The sequence below is a fragment of the Secundilactobacillus pentosiphilus genome (genome assembly GCF_002217985.1).
GTDB lineage: Bacteria > Bacillota > Bacilli > Lactobacillales > Lactobacillaceae > Secundilactobacillus > Secundilactobacillus pentosiphilus.
Map to the genome: position 1 here is coordinate 94,716 of NZ_BCMI01000002.1, position 19,549 is coordinate 114,264.

The window sequence follows — 19,549 nt, forward strand, 5'->3', positions numbered from 1 at the left end:
ATAGCCAGTACCACTATCTTTTAAAAGTATTCACTTTAGAACAATTCTTAGCTAAAGTTATTTTACCACAATTTAACACTGATTAAAGCGCTTTCTTAAGCTTAATTTTAAGCTTATTCAGATGATAGCTAACACCTTACACGTGAACTTAAAAAGCACTTTCAAGCTCATCGCTCAAAAGTGCTTTTCTAGTGATTAATTCTTCGCGTAAGGATAATGCGCCATTACCGGTAACTGATTCCATTTGACGGGATAGCCGGCACCATGCGCACAGAAAACGGAATCTGGGGTATTCTCCAAATCTCCTACCGGATCATAAGCTGCTGCGGCAATCACTTCTTCAGCATTATGACACGGCCGGTAGTCATCAACGACACACTCTAATTCGCCTTGACCATGGGTATAGGCGTTGACCGTTTGAGCGTACCCCTGCATTTCGGCAACCGGCGCGCTGCCTGTAAGTGTAACCACGGTGCCAGCGGTATTGTCCGGCGTTTCAAATTCACCAGCCATTCGCTGAATGTCGTTCATTGCCCGGCCGACCTGGTCTTGAGTCACTGTTAGGCGAAACTGATACCAGGGCTCTAATAACTGCGCTGTCCCCTGCTGCTTGGTCATCATGAGCCCCTGACGAACTGCTCGCCAAGTCGCCTGCCTGAAGTCGCCGCCAACCGTATGCACGATACTGCCGCGTCCGCCGATCAACGTGATCTGCATATCGGTGATCGGTGCACCCGTTAATACACCCAGGTGCTGCTTAGCTTTCAAACTCGTCATAATTTGATGCTGCCAATTTTTATCCAGTACCTCCAGTGAGCAATCGGCGGCAAAACTAACACCGCTGCCACGTGGTGTCGGTGTCATCAGTAAATGGACTTCAGCGTAGTGCCGCAACGGTTCAAAATGACCAACCCCTTCGATTGGATCAGTGATGGTTTCTTTATAGAGGATACTGCCTTCATCAAAACTCACGTCCAGTTGAAACTGCTGCTCTAACAGCTGTTGAATGACTTCCAGCTGCATGGCACCCATCAGCTGTACCCGGATCTCCTGCAACTGGTTTGACCAGGTCACGTGCAGTTGCGGATCTTCATCTTCCAGCTGCTGCAAGGCGGTTAAACAAGCGTGCAAATCATTTCCTTGTGGATCAACTTTATACGTCAAAACCGGCTGCAGAACCGGTGCTTGACTATCCGCCAGATCACCTAGACCCTGTCCAGGGCGTGTCCCTGTAAGTCCGGTAATGGCACAGACTTCACCAGCAGTGATCGTCTGATTTACCGTATATTTGGTGCCATTATACTGACGCAGCTGATTGATCTTTTGCTCCGGCAAGACTTCATCCCGGGGGTGCAGTTCACCGCCCGTCACACGTACCCAGGTCAGCCGTTCGCCCTTTTCATCATGTGAGACTTTAAAGATCCGGGCACCGAAACTTTGATTCGCTTTCCGTTCAGTTGTCCATTGCTGTAAGCCGGCCATTAGGGTATCAACGCCGTTTAGTTTCAGTGCTGCACCGAAATAAGTTGGGAAGACTTTTCGCTGACTGATCAATTGCCGGATAACGTCATCACTCAGCGTTTCCGAGGCCATGTAACCATCAAGCACTGAATCATCCTGTAACGCAATATCTTCGTAGCTATCAGCGATGCTGTCGCCATCAAATGCTAGGCAGCCGGGCGATAACTCCGTCTGTAGCTGCGTCAGCAACGCCTCCCGATCAACGCCGGGAGCATCCATTTTATTCACAAAAATAAAGGTGGGGATGTTATACCGCGACAATAACCGCCATAACGTCCGCGTATAGCCCTGAACGCCATCGGTAGCGGAAACCACCAAAATAGCGTCATCCAAGACGCTTAGGACCTGTTCCGTTTGAGCGCCAAAATCCGCGTGACCCGGCGTATCTAGTAAGGTTAAGTTCAACTGATCATATTGCAGACTCGCTTCGTGAGAAAAAATGGTGATGCCGCGTTTCTTCTCCAGATCATCGGGGTCAAGAAACGCATCACCATTATCTACTCGGCCCAGGTGTGACAGTATCCCCGCCTTATAAAGTAAAGCTTCAGACAGCGTAGTCTTTCCCGCGTCCACGTGGGCAATAATTCCAGTTACGATGTGTTTCATGCCTGTTCCCCCTGTAGTTGTTCAATACTCTTATTATTCCATGTTATCACCAATAAGCAACTGAAAAAGGATTATAGCACCATCATTAATAAAAAAGCCGGGCAAGAAATTTTGATTATTTCCCGGGTAATATTTAATTGAACAATCGTGCCCTCTCACACCCAATTTGTAATAGAATACCCGGTTCATTTTCCTCATAATAGCGAATAAAAACGGTCCCTACCAGATGATAGAGACCGCTTCCAATTTTAATATTAATCAGCGTTTAAAGTTTAAATCCTATGAATGATCTGGAACTGCATTAGCATCAGTATTCACATCCGTGGTTACTGTACTCGCCTCTGTGTTACCATTATCATCCAGCTTCGTTTCAAGCTTTTCAACAATCTGAGCATGCTTCTTTTCAGATAGTTGAACCTTGGTAAAGAAGAGCAAAGCTGAAACCACTAGCAAGACCATTGGAATGTAGAACATGAACATGTTGAAGTGAAAGACGCCAGAAGCAGAAATATCACTTGGCTTAGCATCTCCGGTCATGCCTGCAGCCACGGCAACGATACCGACAACACCATTTGAAATGGCACCAGACAACTTATCAATTAAGGGACGAACTGACAAAGTAACGGATTCGTTCCGGTGACCGCTCTTTAATTGCCCATATTCCACACTGTCAGTAATTGCCATTAAGGTTGCCAAGAAAATCAACGGGTAAGGGAAGAATAACAAACCGATAGCAACCAGTGCTAACAGCAAGTTCGTTCCAGCAAACAAGAAGAGAATGTAACCAAGAAGCATAACCCCAATACCGCCGCAGAAAATTGCCTTACGGTGTACGAGTGCTTCAAGTGCTGGGAATGAAGCAACTGAGATAACACCCAAAATACAAGTGATCACACCAACCCAAGTGTATGCCCCAGCATTACCTAAACGATAACGGAAGTAATACATCAGCAGTGAGTTGTTAACAACGTAGCTGAAGGCAAATAAGAAGTAAGCCAGCGCGATCCATAACAACTGATCATTGCGAGCAATAACTTTGAAGACTTCAAGAACACCAGTATGCTTCGTGTTATTACGAATCTTATTGTGCTGTTCATTGGTGTTCAAACACGTCATCATCGCACCACCGACACATAGGACCGCCACAACAATGGCATAACCTAACCAACCAGCCTGCGTCTGCTGGCCGCTTTTAGCACCGGAAAAGATTTGAGAAAATAACATAATTGCTGGGGTGATAATGATAATAACACCTTGAGCGCCAAGTGTTGAACCAAACCGGGCAAATGTCCCAAACTTTGTCCGTTCGTCAGCTTTCATACTCAATGCTGGCAGCATTGACCAAAACGAAATATCGGCAAATGAGTAACTGCCATCCAACAGAACGAAAGTAATCCCGAAGAGAATGAGATATAACATCGGGTTACTTGTCGTCAAACCGAAGTAATCAGAGAAAATCATGATTAACCCAGCGGAGGCAACGAGTGAACCACCAAGTAACCAAGGCTTAAACTTACCCCAGCGGGTATTGGTGTTATCAACAACCCCACCAATGATTGGATCAAACATAATTTCACCAACCCGAATGACAACGATTAAAGTTGTAACGAACCCAACCATCTTTGCGTCACCAGCATTGGTGAATAATTGACTAGTGACAAACATCATGAAATAAATACTTAGTGTATTGTAAAACGCATCATGGCCAAAGGCACCAAGGGCGTAGGAAATATACTTTTTCAATGGGAACCCTCCTAGTGATTTAATAATGTCAAAATAATTGCAGTAACCTAATTGAATAAGTCATTTTGTAAAACTAGATTACTTATTGGTGTACATTATAGTTGTAACCGGTTTCAAAGTGCAAGTTAGATTTCTATTTCACTTAGTTAAAATTTCCCTTCAAAGGCCATGAAAGCGCTTAACACCAACGTGTTTAATTCCTAAATTTAAAGCATAAAAATTCTTTATTTCCTATTATTGTGATACTTTGAACTTTTAAATCCACTAAAAAACGTAACTTCTGCAAAGGAAGTTACGTCTAGAAAATCGTTAGATATTATCTAAAACCGTTTTTATAATCTGCAATGTGGCGCCATAAGAAACCGCCCTTGATTGCACTGTCCCACGTTCTACATAGGGCTCATCCTCTGGAAAAGCGGTAATCTTTTTAATACGATCATTGATAAACTCAACTGCATGGTCGTCCAAAAACTTGACCAGCTCGCCGGCTATCACTAACCGGTTATCAACGAACATATGCAAATTATTGATTACCTCAGCGAGATTAGTTAAATAGTTTCGCCAACGTTGAACCGTTTCTTGGTCCTGCTGTGCAAGGTGATCCATAAAACTCTGAATGTTTTCGTCCCGTTTCAAAAGTGCACTTAAAGAACTGTAGGTTTCTATGCACCCCCGCCGACCGCAGTAACACAGGTGTCCGTTTTGGGAATTAAGCGTGATGTGCTCCATGGTACCGCTTCGTCCCTTCGCACCCGTGTAGATCCGGTCGTTGATCACAATGGCCGTGCCTAAATGCTCGCCAATCGACAAATAAGTCGCATCCTCATGGTTCTTTGACTGCGTCTGTTCAGCCAAGGCAACACAATCCGCATCATGAAATAACGTTACCGGTATGCCAAACGCACGCTCGAACTGTCCGCTAGTTAAACCAGTGCAATTTAAAATCTTACCATAGAGCACCGTTTTTCCATCAGAAGAAATCAAGCCTTGAATACCGATACCCACACCAGCAACTTTATCCAGCGGAATTTTTTGGGCCTTAATAAAATCTCGCACCCAATTACCCAGTTGCTGAAAGTATCCCAGTTCAATGGTAAACGGCAGGTTAATTGTGGCAGAGCCCAAATCCTCGTACAAGACGTTTACTAACGTTGCCGTCACGTGGTTGGCGAATAGTTCCAACCCAACAGCATAAGCCTTTTCGTTGTTTGGGGAATAAACAACCGCACGTCGGCCAACACTTGAGGAGAATTTACCATCAGTCACAATTTGCTCATCTTCCATTAGTTGATGCAACGTTTGAGTTACCGTTGGCAAACTCAAATCCATCTTCTTAGCAATGTCTTGCTTAGAAATTTTTCCTGATTCATAAATTAATTTGTACATCGCCCGGTAATGTCCGGACGGTCTGCTATTATCACGTTTCATTCGTTCGTCCCCCCGTAATGTCATAGTTAAAACCTACCATCATAATGCTTAAAATGCAATTTTAAAAACGTTTTCAAAAAGTGTTGACATTTATTTTGAAAGGGGTTACATTAGTCGTGAATTAAATAAAGCGCTTTTACAAAATGAATTTATTAAATAGTTTTCGTTTTGCAATCCGCGAAATTTTAATCACACTATATTTTCCTGAGGAGGAACAGATATGGGTATTTTAGATCGTATGGCCCTTACCGGTAAGAAAGCTTACGTTACCGGTGGAGCACAAGGATTAGGGAAAGCAATGGCAACGGCCTTAGCCGAAGCCGGTGCCGATGTCGCCATCGTTGATATCAACGAAGACAAAGCAAAAGCAACCGCTGATGAAATTGCAAAGAGCACAGGTCGTAAGGCAATTGCCGTTAAGACCGATGTTACCGATCCCGACCAAGTTAAAAAGATGGTTGAAACGGTTGTTTCAGAATTAGGTGGCCTTGATGCTGCATTTAACAACGCCGGTATGTGCTTGAACATTCCAGCCGAAGAAATGTCATATGAAGACTGGTTGAAGGTTGTTAACTTGAACTTAAACTCCGTCTTCCTTTGCTCACAAGCCGCTGGCCGTTACATGATCAAGCAAGGCAAGGGTTCAATCGTGAACACCGCTTCAATGTCTGCTCACATTGTTAACCGTCCACAACCACAATGTTCATACAACGCTACTAAGAACGGTGTTATTCAATTATCGAAGTCACTTGCTATTGAATGGGCTAAAAAAGGCGTTCGTGTTAACACCATCAGCCCAGGTTACATGGGCACTGACTTGACTTTGAGCTCAGAATCATTGAAGCCATTGATCAAGACCTGGAACGATTGGGCACCACTTGGCCGCTTAGGTCGTCCTGATGAATTACAAGGTATGGCTGTTTACTTGGCCGGCGATACCAGCAGCTTCTCAACTGGTGATGACTACCTTGTTGATGGTGCCTTCACAGCTTGGTAATAAGAACAATGTATTTAAAGAGGCGCTTAAGGACCGCAATATAAGGTGCTTGCGTCGGCAGCACCCCAGCAATGGGGTGTTTCTGCCGGAAGTACCTTATTTATAAGTCTTAGCCTTGCGGAACGTACAGCGACTAGATGTATAGTGAGAGTCAATATTCTCACTTGCCCAACCATTTAATCACCATGTTCCCTACCCCATCAAATATGATCGAATGAAAGGAAGCATTCCCATGCAATATTTAATTGGTACAGATATTGGGACTTCAGGTACTAAGAGTATCTTAATGGATACAACTGGTAAACTGATTGCTCAAGATCTTGAAGAATATGATGTTTTAACACCAAAACCACTCTGGGCTGAACAATGGCCAAACGTTTGGGTTAAAGGTGTTAAAGATTCCATCCGCGCCGTTGTTAAAAAGTCCGGCGTCGCTCCAGAAGACATTAAAGGCTTAGGCATTAGTGGCCTTTACGGTGGTTCAGGTGTTCCAGTTGATAAGGACATGAAACCTGTACGTCCGGACTTGATTTGGATGGACCGTCGTGCTGAAGAAGAAACTGAATGGGTTAAAGCTAACATCTCCACCGAAAAACTGACAGAGATCACTGGTGACGATGTAGTTGACCCATACTACGGTTACACCAAGATTTTATGGATCAAGAACCACGAACCAGAAAACTGGCGTAAGATCCACATGTTCCTGCCACCAAGCAACTACGCTATCTATCAATTAACTGGCGCCGTTTGCATCGACCATACTGCGGCCGGTAACTTAGGTGGTTTGTACGACATCAACACGCATACTTGGTCAAAGGAATTACTGAACGCAATGGATATTCCTGAGAGCATGATGCCAGAACCAATCGTTGACTCAACGACGATCGTTGGCCACATTACAAACGAAGCTGCTGCTGACTTAGGCCTTAAGGCTGGTACCCCAGTTGTTTCTGGTGGTGTCGACGTTGGTGCTGCTAACGTTGGGATGGGTGTCTTTGAACCAGGCCGTTACGTTGCCGCTATTGGTTCATCAATGAACGCTGCTCTTGTCAGCAAGACGCCTATCAAAGGTAAAGGCTTGATCGTATGGCCATATCCTTACAAGTCTGAAGACTTGGTTTACAACTTCTCTGGTTCAGCTACTGCCGGTGCCATTACGAAGTGGTTCCGTGACGTCTTTGGCGAAAAAGAAGTGGCTGCCCAAAAAGCTGGCGGCGATAACGCCTATGTCGCATTAGGCAAGGAAGCCCACGACATTCCTGTTGGTAGTGAAGGTTTGGTTGTTCTCCCTTACTTCATGGGTGAACGGGCACCTGTTTGGAACTCTGATGCTAAAGGAACCATTTTTGGCCTATCATTAGTCCACACCAAGGGTCATTTGTTCCACGCCTTTCAAGAAGCTGTTTGCTACGCTTTACGTCACAGTATGGAAGCAACTGGCCGCGACCTTGGCGATTACGTCGTCATTGCCGGTGGTGTGACTAACTCACCTGACTGGGTTCAAATGTTTGCCGATGTTACTGGCTACGCTGTTCGGACACCAATCGAAAACGCTGAAGCTAACTTAGGCGATGTCATGCTCGCAGGTCTTGGTACTGGTATCTTAGACGTTGAAGACGTGCAGAAGTGGCAAGTTCTTGGCGACAAGATCGAACCAGATCCAAAGAAGCACGAAGCTTACAACAAATTCTACAAGCTTTACCGTCAACTCTACGGTGATCTTGAAGGTGACATGCACACCCTCACCCAGATCACTAAGGAATCTGAACAGTTACTCAAAAAAGAAGAACAAACTGTTTAATTTAAATTGACACGAATCACAGAATAATAACCATAACTAACTTAACTATTAAAAAACTAGTGAGAGCCTTGCCCGGCTCCCACTAGTTTTTATTTTCGCCACTACTTAGCAGATCCTGTTAAATCACAGTCTAAATCCGATACCGCTTCTAAAGCCCGTTAATGGCCGATAGCAGCCCGGCCATATCAGTTAAGGTCATTCCCTTTAATGCGGTTTGAAGTTTCTCGATTCCCTGTTTTTCGATCACTGATAAGTGGGTACAAACATTGCGCGAGATTATTCACGCTAGCCCTTCCCCTCTATGATCACTCAGATTATAACGCTAAATAGAATCTTGAACGTGATATAGCCCTTCTTATCATCTAAAAAAGCACCCCCACCAAACCGGTAGAGGTGCTTTCCCAATTGAAACTATTTAACTTTTTCTTCGTTTAAGCGTTTTTCTTAAGCAAAGTCGTTGGTACAAACAGCATCAATAACAGTGCAATACCAATCAAAGCTACTGAAGATGATTGCTTTTCAGAAGTTTGTGGCAATTTAGCTTCAGTTGATTGTGGTTGGACATTGTCCTGCTTACGTGGTTTAACAACGGCGTTTCCGTGAACCTGAGTAGCTTTAACACGTGTAACAGGTGTGTTAACGCGATTCTTAGAAGGCGTTGGCGTTGATGCACGATTTTGATCAGTTGTGGTCACAGGTGTTTCTGGAACGTTTGGTGTCTTTGGTTCTTCAGGTGTAATCGGCGTTTCCGGGATATTCGGAGTATTCGGATTCTCCGGTGTTGGAGGCGTTACAGGTGGTGTTGGAGGCGTCTGGGGTTTCTCCGGCTTAACTGGAACATCGTAATCGTTAACCAAAGTTGCAGTTCCGTCAACAGCTGTGGCAACACCGTCATTTTCAGCGGTAAAACCAGCAACTGGTGTTTCTTTAACACTGTAGATAATTATGTTGCCATTGGCATCCGTCACATCTAGATCAGTAAAACGACCTGTATAGTGGTTGCCGTTAGTTAACAGCAGCGTCTTAGTCGTTACTTCACCGTTAACAAGTAAAGTAACGGTAATATCTGGGGCTTGTGTACCGGTTGGTACCCCTTTCCAAATTTTAGCAACATTGACATTGGTTTTAGGCTTAACAGGTGGCACGATAGGTGGAATGAACTTATTTACAAGTTCAGCCTTGCCATTAATCACTACCGCGATTCCACCATTTTCGGCGATATAGCCAGCAACTTTAGTTAGTTCCTTAACTGTGTAGGCAATTACTTTGCCATTGACATCGGTCACATCTAGGTCAGTAAAGCTACCCTTGTACTGGTTATCACTTGTTAAGGTTAGTGTCTTACCAGTTGATTTCCCATTAGCATACAAAGTAACTGTCACTGTTGGTGTTTCCGTACCAGTTGGTACGCCACTCCAAGTCTTAGTTACTTCGATATTGGTTGTGTTCTTCTTGTTGAAGATATTGACAAGAACACCATGCTTATCAATATTACGGTCAATGGTTATTGTGTATGATTTACCATCACCTAATACGTTACCGGCTCCATCATCTAGTAACGTATTCTGATAGCCACTAGCCGGCTTAACTTCAGTAATAGTGTATGTGCCACTCAGTAAAGGGTTAGTCTGGGCAGATCCACTATCATCCGTCGTTAAATCCGCTACAATAATACCAGTGGCATTAGTAATCTTAAATTCAGCGCCAGCTAGTTTAGAGTAGTCACCTTTTGAATCTTTATCAGTACCATACTTGTGAATTTCGATGACACCCTGAGCAATCGTCAACTCAACATCACTATCTGTTCCACTATACTGAATTGTATAGTGGTTAGACGTTGCTTGAGTATTATCATGCGCAACAATTGCTGTATTGCTAAGGTCATGCGTAGTGGATGCATCTTCATTCATACGAAATTCGATATGCAAACCAGCTATACCTGAGTTTCCAGTAGCTTTCAGTAAATTATGATAGCCGTCGACAGTTTGGCCAACATTAGCTACTCCTTCAGACGGAACTTTGTCACGAACCTGATCCTCATTTGAACCTGACGTCGGTTGTGTCAGACTTAATTGATTACCTGCACTATCCTTAACACCAAGATCACCAACGTTCATGATAAAAGTGTACTGCCCAGCAGTGTATGACTGACCATAAACGTTACCATTACTAGTTTGCTTGAAGAATCCATACGAGCCCAGATGACTCTTAACGTAATCATTAAATTGAGTAAAAGTGACGTTATCAGTAGATTCATCACCATTAGCAGCAGCAACATCAGCTAGAGATACATTTTGACCTACATTAACGCCAAGTACGGTATCAGTAGTACTCAACACATTACCATCCTGGTCTCTTAAATAAATTGGGACACTCAAACGTGGTGTTGAGTCCTGAGATACAGTTTGCCCTGGCGTCAAATTATCATAAACAACTGCATTCTTCATTACATGATCAGCAGACACGGTTCCAGTACCCAATGCATCTGCTATGGCGTCAATATTAACATTTAACGTCCAGTTAACTTCGCCAGTTGGACGACCATTATCATCAAGAACTTGATACCCTTCTTTAACGATTGGCCCTTTACCTTGGTAAGGATCACCGCTAACCGGCTGTCCATTAGGAGCAGGTTTAACATCAAGAGGAACTGTGCCACCCTGTTGATAACTGATGGTTTTTTGACCCTCGGTTACCTTACCACGAGTATCAATAGTGGCAGAAACATCCGTAACACCAGTGTTCTTCTCCAGATAATCATTGAATGCGACTTTTACCAGTTTTTGAGTATCACCAATTTTTACTAATTGATACGAGCCAATCTCAGGATTGCCTGATAAATGCTTATCTATTAAAGGAAACACTGATGTGTCAGTGAATACTATTTGGTCAGGGAGCTTAACACTGAAGTAATCACCATTCTTTATCTGACGCACTGCAGTATCATTGATAGTAAAATTAGAAAGAAAGTGTACAAAGTCACCATCATGAATATCTTTCTGATAACTTCCATCAATGTTATTACCATTAATATCCGTCAATTGTTGATTAACAGTAACATCACTAGAAATATCTTTGCCTGTTTCACCAGATTTGTAACTAATTTCTGGTACGAAAACTGCAGGCGCAACAGCTTCTTTGAATGATTCATTGCTGTGATTAGATTCAGTCTTCTCAGCTTTTACTGTAGGATCCTGAGTCATTGTCACATCAGGAGTTGTCGTCGCTGGCTTTTGAGCTTGATCATTAGTCGTTGCTGTATTCGGCTTCTCAGATTGTTCATCAGTAACTGTCGCCTGTGACGCTTTAGTAGTTGTACGAGGCTCCACTGAACTATTCACAGTGTTCGTGTTTTTCCCTAGGTTTGCCAGATATATACACTTGCTTGAACCAGTGGAACCGGTAGCAACCGCAGTATTAACAGACACATTATTTGCTGTAGCATTAGCAGTTACTGGCAAGATGAGCAGCGTCAGCATAGCCAGTAGAAAACTAACAGCCAGCAAAAATTTCTTCACAGAAATATCCCCCTTTTTTGTGAAATAATCCATGGAAAAAAGCTTCCTCAATATTAATTCACCCCCTTTACTTTAAAAAGTAGTTTTCACAAATCATAAAGAAAATTAACTTCTCCTAGTCAATCCTCTTTATGCGGTCATTATAGCACTATAACATTTATTCATGGACACTTTTTTGATATTGTTCAATGAAGAGACAATTTTAATACAAAATATTTTCTTTGATATCCCCATAGTTACCTTTTATATAGCAAATGACTTTGTTTTAGTAAGCTTTTGCGGCCAAATTAAGTCATCTAAACTGACAAACATAGTAAACGGTACTTAAACGTTCCATATGAAACATTTAAGTACCGCTGGGAATGAAAAAGCTTTAAGCTATTAAATTTAATTATAAATTCAATAACTTAAAGCTTAATTATCATGTGAATCTTCGGATTAACTAATTACTTTAAGACGCTTTTACCAAGGTAACTTACCCGCATTTTCCGTAAAGGTTCCCGTGGCAGCATCATTCATTGGCAAACTAGCCATCTTGATGATCTGTGCCGCACCGGTAGCAACGTCCTGCATCTCTGCTGGAGCGGGTGCATCCTCTGAGCGGCCGGCCTTCAATAGCGGAATCATTGCCTGGGTCACATCGATCAGGCCAAAGTAGTTCACGTCAAAGTCCTGACAACTGAACTCGATCATCACTTCGCCCATTCAATAACAAAATTCGTTTGCCGACTAGAAAGTGGTCATCCGAATCGGTAGCTGTATGCAAACCAACAATCAGAAATACGGTGGAAATAACGCCGAAAAGATTGTTCAGAGCATCCGCTTTTAGCGCCTGAGAATGACCGATAGATGCTAATCCGTATTCAATCAAAGTAATCATCAAATAAATGGCGATATTACCCCACAGCGACTTAAGAGCGACTTTAATTCTAATCAAGGTTAATTAGCGCTGGTATGATTCCATAAGATAATATAAAAAGAGTTATACGGTGTTCCACGTGAAAATATTTGTATTCTTTAAAGGGGTTGTTAAAAACAATTATTAATTTAATCTCGTAATGGTTTGAATAAGCATTTCTTCAAATGATTTAGTAAACTCCGCATGCTCCATTCTAATTGCCATGCCTTTATTAAACCCAAAACCAGGATCAGAGCATAGCCATAGCTGCTGAGCATCTATGATAATACAGTTAGGTAGATTATGCTCATACTGTGTCCAATTGACATGTCTAACTAGTTCAGGATCTGGGGCTTCTTTTGTAAGAATATGAATCTTCCCACCATGATTAATTACCTGGTTTATGAGTTGATGCAAGAAAGGCTTTAACTTAGGAGTTGTGATAAATACTTCTGTTGCCTTCTGGTCTCGTGATAAAATCGAATTCTGGTAATGCCCGCTGTACATCTTTAACCCTCGTTGCTTTGAATAATCATCCTCAACGATTTCATATCCTAATCGTCGATACGATGAACACCGTTTGCGGTACATATGCATTAACATGGGTACGAACATATCAACATAATCATATATTCTAAGTTCTTTTTTATGGGCTAAATTACGATTCAAGCGTCCAACTACTTGTTCAACATTACCTCTAAAACTTATTGGCATAGCTAATATTATAGTGTCTAACGACGGAATATCTAATCCTTCCCCGCCTATAGAGACTGTTGCCAAAACGATAAAAGCATCCTTAAATTGATTGATTTTTTCAATCTGCTTTTTTCGATCTCTAGCATTAATTCCTCCGTATATTCTGAATGTCTTTTCAGGTGGCAATTGTGCATAAAGTTGATCCACATGAGAAATAAGATTAGTTAAAACAATGACATGCTTTCCTTCATCCAAGCTTCTTTTACAGTCCCGAATGATGTTGGCGTTACGTTCCGAATCATTTAAAATTGCTAAGTTATTTTCATTACGTCCATTATTCAGCATCTCAAGACTGGTCATACCAAGATTAGTGAAACGAGGAACAACACTTCTACTCACGGATAATGCATATTCTGGATCTATAATATCAGTTTGATACCTAATCGGGCCAAATCTCATAATAATGATGGGTTCTTGTCCATCCCGCCGATATGGTGTCGCTGAAAGACCATATAAATACTTTCCCCGAATTTTTTCAATCACAGAATCAAATGTATATGCTGCATCATGATGAACTTCGTCACTGATAACCATGCCATAATGATCTAAAAAAGCCTGAGAATCTTCCATTTTACTTATTGACTGTATAGTTGCGATATCAACAAGTCCACTGGGATTCTTTTTTACACCATAATAAGTCCCTATTTTATTTTTGTGTTTCTTACGACCTTTGGGAGTATACTCTTCAATCACTGGCTCATCTTTAATATCAAGAAAGCTGCTTAACCTTTCATACCATTGTTCTGCTAACGTTTTATTTTTTACGAGAATCAACGTGCTCACTGCTCTTTCTGCAATTATTCTTGCACTAATAACAGTCTTTCCAAAACCAGTTCTAGCAGCTAAAATACCTATATAACTATCCATCAGAGCCGAATAAGCCGGAAGTTGGTTATCATATAATTTACCATTAAAATTAACGTGCAAAGGATGACCAGCAATTGTGTCATCCACCCAATCAATACTTGCTACAACTGCTTTTAACTTATCCTCTAATCCTCGGGGTAGAGCAAGTACATCATTAGTCTCATGAAAAAGACTAATGATGCGAGGAATATTATATACAGATCGTCTACTTGCCTGTGCTTTATAAAACTCAGGGTTGCGAAAAGATGAAAGATATTTTAACTGAAGTAACTCTTTAGAGGATAGATCCGTTTTCTTGATATATAGTAAATTAGCGCGTTTTACTGTTAACTTCCGATTGATACTGAACGATTCATCAAATAAATTTGATTCTGCAGGTCGATCATCTTCGAATAATCGGTACCCCGTTCTGCTTGTAATTTTCTCTGTTAACTCAGTAACATCTTTTTCAGTCAAAATTCCAATTTGTTTTAAGACTTTCCATTGGCGCTTTAGCGGATGCCAACTGGCATCAACAAAACAGTTCCGTCCTTGCAAAATTGCTTGTCCTTCTAAGGGTGCTGCAATTAAATTACCAAGCTGTTTACCATCAATCCGATCTTGAGATGGAAACATCCTATCAAATGCCGAAAATGGTAACCTTGGTTCGATTGCTTGAGTTGCTTGTAGAATTGCATCACCGAAATGTCGTGCTTTAGTAGCGGATATTGGTCTGTCAAAAAACAACCAAATATGACACCCCACTCCCGATTGAGATAGTTCAATTAAGTGCGAAATATCATACTTAGTGCACACTTTGGTAATAGACTGAGCAAGTTGTTTCCAAGGCTGATTTTCATGGTGCCCATCAATATCAATTGCTAAAAAGGGAGTTGTATTCTCTTTAGTCAGTGGATATAAACCAATCGCGCTACTATCATGTCGACTAAGATGTTTCCGAATAACGTCATCTGTCAATGGATAATGAACTGTTTCAGACGGCCGACCATTCTCCCATGGTCCTGCAGGAGAATATGCCTTTCGTTGCGCTTTTTTATTAAAATAACGAGAGGCATAAACATCTGTACGTCCAACAAAGCGTCGTTTAAATAAATCCAATCTGGCAGTCCAATTAATTTGTTGTTCAATTAAATGATTTTTTAGTTCAGACAGCGGCATTGTAAACAGCTGCTCAGTATTAACTTCCCGGTAAATTACTATCTCTCCAAGGCTAGCCATACTTTGATCATTTGCCTTTGCTACGATTTCATAACGCTGACCGTTTAATTCAAAGGTTTTAATTTTTGTCATAGTATACCTCCCCAAAAGATAGTAAATTGATAAATACACCCATAAATATTTAGACAACTTTTTGAATTATTACCAAACAAGGATTGCTCCATTTAAATTTTTTTGACCAGTTCTTCTATTCCTGAGAAATTTTTGAAACTAATAACTCTTTTTGCAGTGTCAACAAAAATTCTAGTGAATAAAAGTGGGAAATTTTAAAAATACCCTGTGCACGCTCATACCAACCCGAATCAGCGTTATCTTGTTTAAAATTTTGAAAAAGTGTCAGTTGATCAGTAAATAGTTCTACCTCGTTATCGAAAGTAATCAAGATGCCGTACGGTTTTATAGAAAATGAATTGGCGTTTTTAATAACTAGAGAAATTTTATTTAAATCTGTGAAATAAGAATATGTGAGATTTGCTAAACTGTTAACGGACGCGATTTCTAGCGCATCCTCTTCCTTTTTAATTGGTACCATTGAATTAAACCAATCTGGCTTAATCAATACCTGTGAAAAAAATATTTTAGTTCTTAAATGCTCCTCTACTTGATAGGGATATTTATAAGGTTCAACTTCGGCATGTCTTGTACTTTTACTTTCAATTAAATCATCTACTAATTTGATAACGAAGTCAGTCTGGTGGTATCGGTAATTCCCCCAAGTACCTCGAGTTCGACTATTATCCGCACGCCTAACTGTTGCCCACAACAATGAATATATTTGGGCAGGTGTATAGCTTATCAACCAACGCTGAAAAGCCATCTTCATTTTATCGTGATCCGCATCACCTGAATAAGTCAATGATAGATCTTCAAATAAATAGATAACAAGTTGATTCAGTTCTGACAATACTAGTTCAAGATAGACTTCATTCACCTTCGAAGGTATAAAATCCAATGGAAATCCTGCATTCGGACTCTTTAAAATCTCTAGTAGTTGGTCATTGTCTGTATTTTTACGAACAATATTTATATCCCAACTAACTTTATCTAAAAAGAAATTGTATTCGTTTTCATTTTCATCTACCTCAATAGCCTCACTTGGACTTTCTACGGATACAACAAGTACTCCACTTCTTGCTAAATGCCTTAATGTTGTAATGCTGATCTCATTCTCCATATCAGGTAATGAATTAAACGACCCAATATTTGTTAAATTACTGGCATGGAGACTCTGTAATATTACAGCCAAGTCCAAAACATAGTCTAGTGATAAATCAGCATAGTCAATCGGTGGATAGTTGCTCCGATTTTGTTTCTCGATGAGTTTTTTACGGGTTTGAACTACTTCTCTTCTCTTCTTTTGACATCCCATACAATTACAAATACGATTGATTCCCGAATATCTAAGGTTATTTCTAAAAATTGTGTGGTGGCAATGAGGACAAACAATATTCTTATCCCAATCATCCTTCCTAGTTCTAGAGGGTAAATCAACAAACATATCATTGTTATCATATGGACATTGAATTTCTGAATCAATCTGTGGAAGTTCTTTGGCTACATCACCGGGTTGCATTTTAAGATGATACTTTTTGAGAATATCTGATACTTTATCCTCACTAAAATAATAATCATTTAGTAACTGGGACAGTGCTTCCCCTGGCATGTCGCTAAACACGTTACTTTCTTTAAACCGTACTTTAGAAAGGTCTAAATCTAACAGATTTAATTTGATATTTGCCAAACTGCTCACCTCAATATAGTAAAAATTAATAGGTTAATAATATTTAATTATACAGGTTATTAAAAAAGACGCCCGTTTTTTTGAGCGCCTAAATACATTTCTTCAATTTTTAACCCTTATCGCTTACCAAGGTAACTTACCCGCATTTTCCGTAAAGGTTCCCGTGGTAGCATCATTCATTGGCAAACTAGCCATCTTGATGATCTGTGCCGCACCGGTAGCAACGTCCTGCATCCCTGCTGGAGCAGGTGCGTCTTCTGGCCGGCCACCGAAACCAGTAGCAGTCCAGCCGGGGTTGACTGAGTTAACCGTAATGCCCTCATCCGCTAACTCTTTACTGAAGATGATCGTGGCAAAGTTAACCGAGGCCTTTGATGACTGGTAACCCAGTGAATTAACCTTGTAGAACCGTGAGTTGGGATCACTGGCCAGGCCCATGGAGCCCATGTTGCTGGAAACGTTGATGATTTTGGCTGGCTGAGCTGCCTTTAATAATGGAATCATCGCCTGAGTGACATCGATCAGGCCAAAGTAGTTCACGTCAAAGTCTTGACGGATAGTGTCTGTACTAAGTTCTGAAGCTGACTGATGGTGGTCCATTGCGATTCCCGCATTGTTGATTAGGATGCTGAGATAACCGTAATCGGCCTTAATTTTTGCCGCTGCAGCTTTGATCTGTGCCTTATCGGTAACGTCTAGCTGAATGAAATCAGCTTTAATCCCGTCATTTTTAAGCTGTTCAACCGCTTTTACACCACGTTCTGGGTTACGGGCACCGATCAAGATATGCTGTCCCTTCTTACCCAGTGCTTGGGCGGTAGCAAAACCGATCCCTTTATCAGCACCAGTAATCAGTGTCAAAGTTACTTTTTCTTCTGCCATAGTTAGTGATTCTCCTTATCGTTTAAAATGATGATGGTTTAATTAGTCGTTTTCGTGAAGCCAGTTTTCTGTTTTTTGATAGAGCCCGTCTTCATCGGCCTTGCGGTCAGTTCCCATTAAGTCTTGGCTGATTTCACCACCGGCTTTGATGCGGCCATAAGCAAGAAAACGATAGCTCCGGCGTAATTTGGCAACGTCATCTGCGTTAACCTTGAGATCTTGACCAGGGATTGCCGGCTGCATTTTATCGGCTTCATCGATTGAAGTTAAGTTAACGATTTTCCATGCGTTATCCCGCTTTTCAACCCGGTAGATCAGACGCATATAGGATTCAATGACCGCTTCAACGCCGTTAATCATCTGCCAGTGATTAGTGGTTGATGAAAGTTCAACGTAGGCCCGGTTCCCATTTTGGTGGACGATTGGTGTGCCAAAACGTCCCACGATCGGTAATGAATTGGCAAAATCCGCCGGCTGCTTGCCTAAAAAGGTTGAAACCGGGCCGCTTTGCCAGCTAGTCGTCACCGTTGCATCCGGAAAATAACAATCAGCGGCTTCCTTAACGTGCCGACCCCGATACATCCGTTCCTTCAATACAAGTTGACTAATTGCTTCAAAATCATTCATTATTACCCACGTTCCTTTCAATCAAGCGTTGACCTACAATTATACGTACAATATCAAATAGTCTATAATTGACAGGAATCTACTTTATACTTACAATTGATAATTGTCAATTGTTTATAATCGGTTACACTTTATTAATCTTAAAACTTCACTAAGGAAGTGACGAAATGACAGCGAATACTAACGATGCTTTAGAACTGGAACGGCTGTTTACCGATTTGACCCAGGCAATCACTCAAAACCGGACGCTGGATGAATTTGGTCTCACACGGCTCCAGGCCATTACCCTAAAGAACGTTTATACCCGAATCGGTATCAGTATGAGCCAGCTGGCTGACACTACCGGCATCTCACGGGCACAATTAACACGTTTGATTACCACGCTAGAAAAACGGGATCTGGTCGAACGCCGGCACAATGAAGATAATCGCCGAGTGGTCAACGTTTATGGCACCGAACATGGGAAGAACGTTATCCGTGAACACAGCCAGCTGATTGCTAACCGGATCCAATCCCATACCAAAAACTTATCCCCGGCTGAACAAACTGCCTTGACTCATCACTTACGTGAGGCCATTCGGCTGATGGTCAAAGCGGGAATCATTACACCAGACGATCAGTCGCCGCTGAGTCAAATCAGCAAAGATCAACCCAAATAATCTAAAAAGCGTTAGAAGGTTAAGTGCCTTCTAACGCTTTTTTAACTACATTTATTGTTGCGTACCTGCTAAATTGTTAGGAATCAACATCCGGTATAACTCCAGCACTTCGGCCTGCGGAATTGGTTCTGGCGCCGCCGCAATTTCCTGTGCGAAGTGCAAAATTGCCCCACCAAGAAACTCACTGACAAACTGTCTTCTGGCAATTGGATAGTCCCGTAAAATCAGGATTTGCTGCGCGGTGCCGCTTAACACTGACTTGACACCTGATCAGCTAGAAGCCTTTG

At 41.7% G+C, this 19,549-nt stretch carries 13 protein-coding genes; 3 read left to right on the top strand and 10 right to left on the bottom strand.

Features of this window, described 5'->3' with window-relative positions; translation table 11 throughout:
* Window positions 1-195: 195 nt before the first annotated feature.
* From CES81_RS01570 to CES81_RS01580, 3 genes are all read right to left on the bottom strand, one after another.
* The gene (locus CES81_RS01570) at window positions 196-2,127 is read right to left on the bottom strand and encodes an elongation factor G (RefSeq protein WP_089120419.1); all 1,932 of its coding nucleotides are present in this window, start codon (window positions 2,125-2,127) and stop codon (window positions 196-198) included.
* Between the two features lie 279 nt (window positions 2,128-2,406).
* Complete coding sequence (locus CES81_RS01575; RefSeq protein WP_089120420.1) at window positions 2,407-3,870, bottom strand: glycoside-pentoside-hexuronide (GPH):cation symporter; 1,464 nt, start codon at window positions 3,868-3,870, stop codon at window positions 2,407-2,409.
* A gap of 309 nt (window positions 3,871-4,179) precedes the next feature.
* Window positions 4,180-5,298: an ROK family transcriptional regulator gene (locus CES81_RS01580; protein ID WP_179211601.1), complete on the bottom strand. Its 1,119-nt coding sequence runs from the start codon at window positions 5,296-5,298 to the stop codon at window positions 4,180-4,182.
* Window positions 5,299-5,518: 220 nt separating this feature from the next.
* Here CES81_RS01580 and CES81_RS01585 point away from each other — a divergent pair, with 220 nt between their 5' ends.
* The gene (locus tag CES81_RS01585; protein WP_089088070.1) at window positions 5,519-6,295 is read left to right on the top strand and encodes an SDR family oxidoreductase; all 777 of its coding nucleotides are present in this window, start codon (window positions 5,519-5,521) and stop codon (window positions 6,293-6,295) included.
* 232 nt (window positions 6,296-6,527) lie between these two features.
* Window positions 6,528-8,096 (top strand): FGGY-family carbohydrate kinase, encoded by a 1,569-nt coding sequence (locus tag CES81_RS01590; protein WP_089088071.1) that lies wholly within the window; start codon window positions 6,528-6,530, stop codon window positions 8,094-8,096.
* A 431-nt stretch (window positions 8,097-8,527) separates the two neighbouring features.
* Here CES81_RS01590 and CES81_RS01595 read toward each other — a convergent pair whose 3' ends face one another.
* The 6 genes from CES81_RS01595 to CES81_RS13435 all read right to left on the bottom strand — a co-directional run bounded on the left by CES81_RS01595 (window position 8,528) and on the right by CES81_RS13435 (window position 18,603).
* A complete protein-coding gene (locus CES81_RS01595; RefSeq protein WP_180949687.1) occupies window positions 8,528-11,614 on the bottom strand; it encodes a Cna B-type domain-containing protein in 3,087 nt (1,028 codons plus the stop codon).
* Between the two features lie 462 nt (window positions 11,615-12,076).
* Window positions 12,077-12,307 carry a hypothetical protein gene (locus CES81_RS01600; protein ID WP_145993315.1) on the bottom strand — a complete coding sequence of 77 codons (231 nt, stop codon included), beginning with the start codon at window positions 12,305-12,307 and terminating at the stop codon, window positions 12,077-12,079.
* 349 nt (window positions 12,308-12,656) lie between these two features.
* Entirely contained in the window at window positions 12,657-15,425 is a 2,769-nt protein-coding gene (locus CES81_RS01610; RefSeq protein ID WP_089120423.1) for a DEAD/DEAH box helicase, read from the bottom strand.
* Between the two features lie 115 nt (window positions 15,426-15,540).
* Window positions 15,541-17,094, bottom strand: coding sequence for a hypothetical protein (locus CES81_RS01615; RefSeq protein ID WP_089120424.1), 1,554 nt, complete (start codon window positions 17,092-17,094; stop codon window positions 15,541-15,543).
* 123 nt (window positions 17,095-17,217) lie between these two features.
* Window positions 17,218-17,976 (bottom strand): SDR family NAD(P)-dependent oxidoreductase, encoded by a 759-nt coding sequence (locus CES81_RS01620; RefSeq protein WP_089120425.1) that lies wholly within the window; start codon window positions 17,974-17,976, stop codon window positions 17,218-17,220.
* Window positions 17,977-18,018: 42 nt separating this feature from the next.
* A complete protein-coding gene (locus CES81_RS13435) occupies window positions 18,019-18,603 on the bottom strand; it encodes a hypothetical protein (protein WP_180949688.1) in 585 nt (194 codons plus the stop codon).
* Between the two features lie 167 nt (window positions 18,604-18,770).
* Here CES81_RS13435 and CES81_RS01630 point away from each other — a divergent pair, with 167 nt between their 5' ends.
* Window positions 18,771-19,262 carry a MarR family winged helix-turn-helix transcriptional regulator gene (locus tag CES81_RS01630; RefSeq protein WP_089120426.1) on the top strand — a complete coding sequence of 164 codons (492 nt, stop codon included), beginning with the start codon at window positions 18,771-18,773 and terminating at the stop codon, window positions 19,260-19,262.
* A 51-nt stretch (window positions 19,263-19,313) separates the two neighbouring features.
* Here the strand turns inward: CES81_RS01630 and CES81_RS01635 are convergent, their stop codons facing one another.
* Window positions 19,314-19,517: a hypothetical protein gene (locus CES81_RS01635; RefSeq protein ID WP_089120427.1), complete on the bottom strand. Its 204-nt coding sequence runs from the start codon at window positions 19,515-19,517 to the stop codon at window positions 19,314-19,316.
* Window positions 19,518-19,549: the final 32 nt, after the last annotated feature.

Coding starts and splice junctions, on each gene's coding strand:
- CES81_RS01570 (WP_089120419.1), bottom strand. CDS start 2,127: ATGAAACACATCGTAACTGGAATTATTGCCCACGTGGACGCGGGAAAG.
- CES81_RS01580 (WP_179211601.1), bottom strand. CDS start 5,298: ATGAAACGTGATAATAGCAGACCGTCCGGACATTACCGGGCGATGTAC.
- CES81_RS01585 (WP_089088070.1), top strand. CDS start 5,519: ATGGGTATTTTAGATCGTATGGCCCTTACCGGTAAGAAAGCTTACGTT.
- CES81_RS01590 (WP_089088071.1), top strand. CDS start 6,528: ATGCAATATTTAATTGGTACAGATATTGGGACTTCAGGTACTAAGAGT.
- CES81_RS01600 (WP_145993315.1), bottom strand. CDS start 12,307: ATGATCGAGTTCAGTTGTCAGGACTTTGACGTGAACTACTTTGGCCTG.
- CES81_RS01610 (WP_089120423.1), bottom strand. CDS start 15,425: ATGACAAAAATTAAAACCTTTGAATTAAACGGTCAGCGTTATGAAATC.
- CES81_RS01620 (WP_089120425.1), bottom strand. CDS start 17,976: ATGGCAGAAGAAAAAGTAACTTTGACACTGATTACTGGTGCTGATAAA.
- CES81_RS13435 (WP_180949688.1), bottom strand. CDS start 18,603: ATGAATGATTTTGAAGCAATTAGTCAACTTGTATTGAAGGAACGGATG.
- CES81_RS01630 (WP_089120426.1), top strand. CDS start 18,771: ATGACAGCGAATACTAACGATGCTTTAGAACTGGAACGGCTGTTTACC.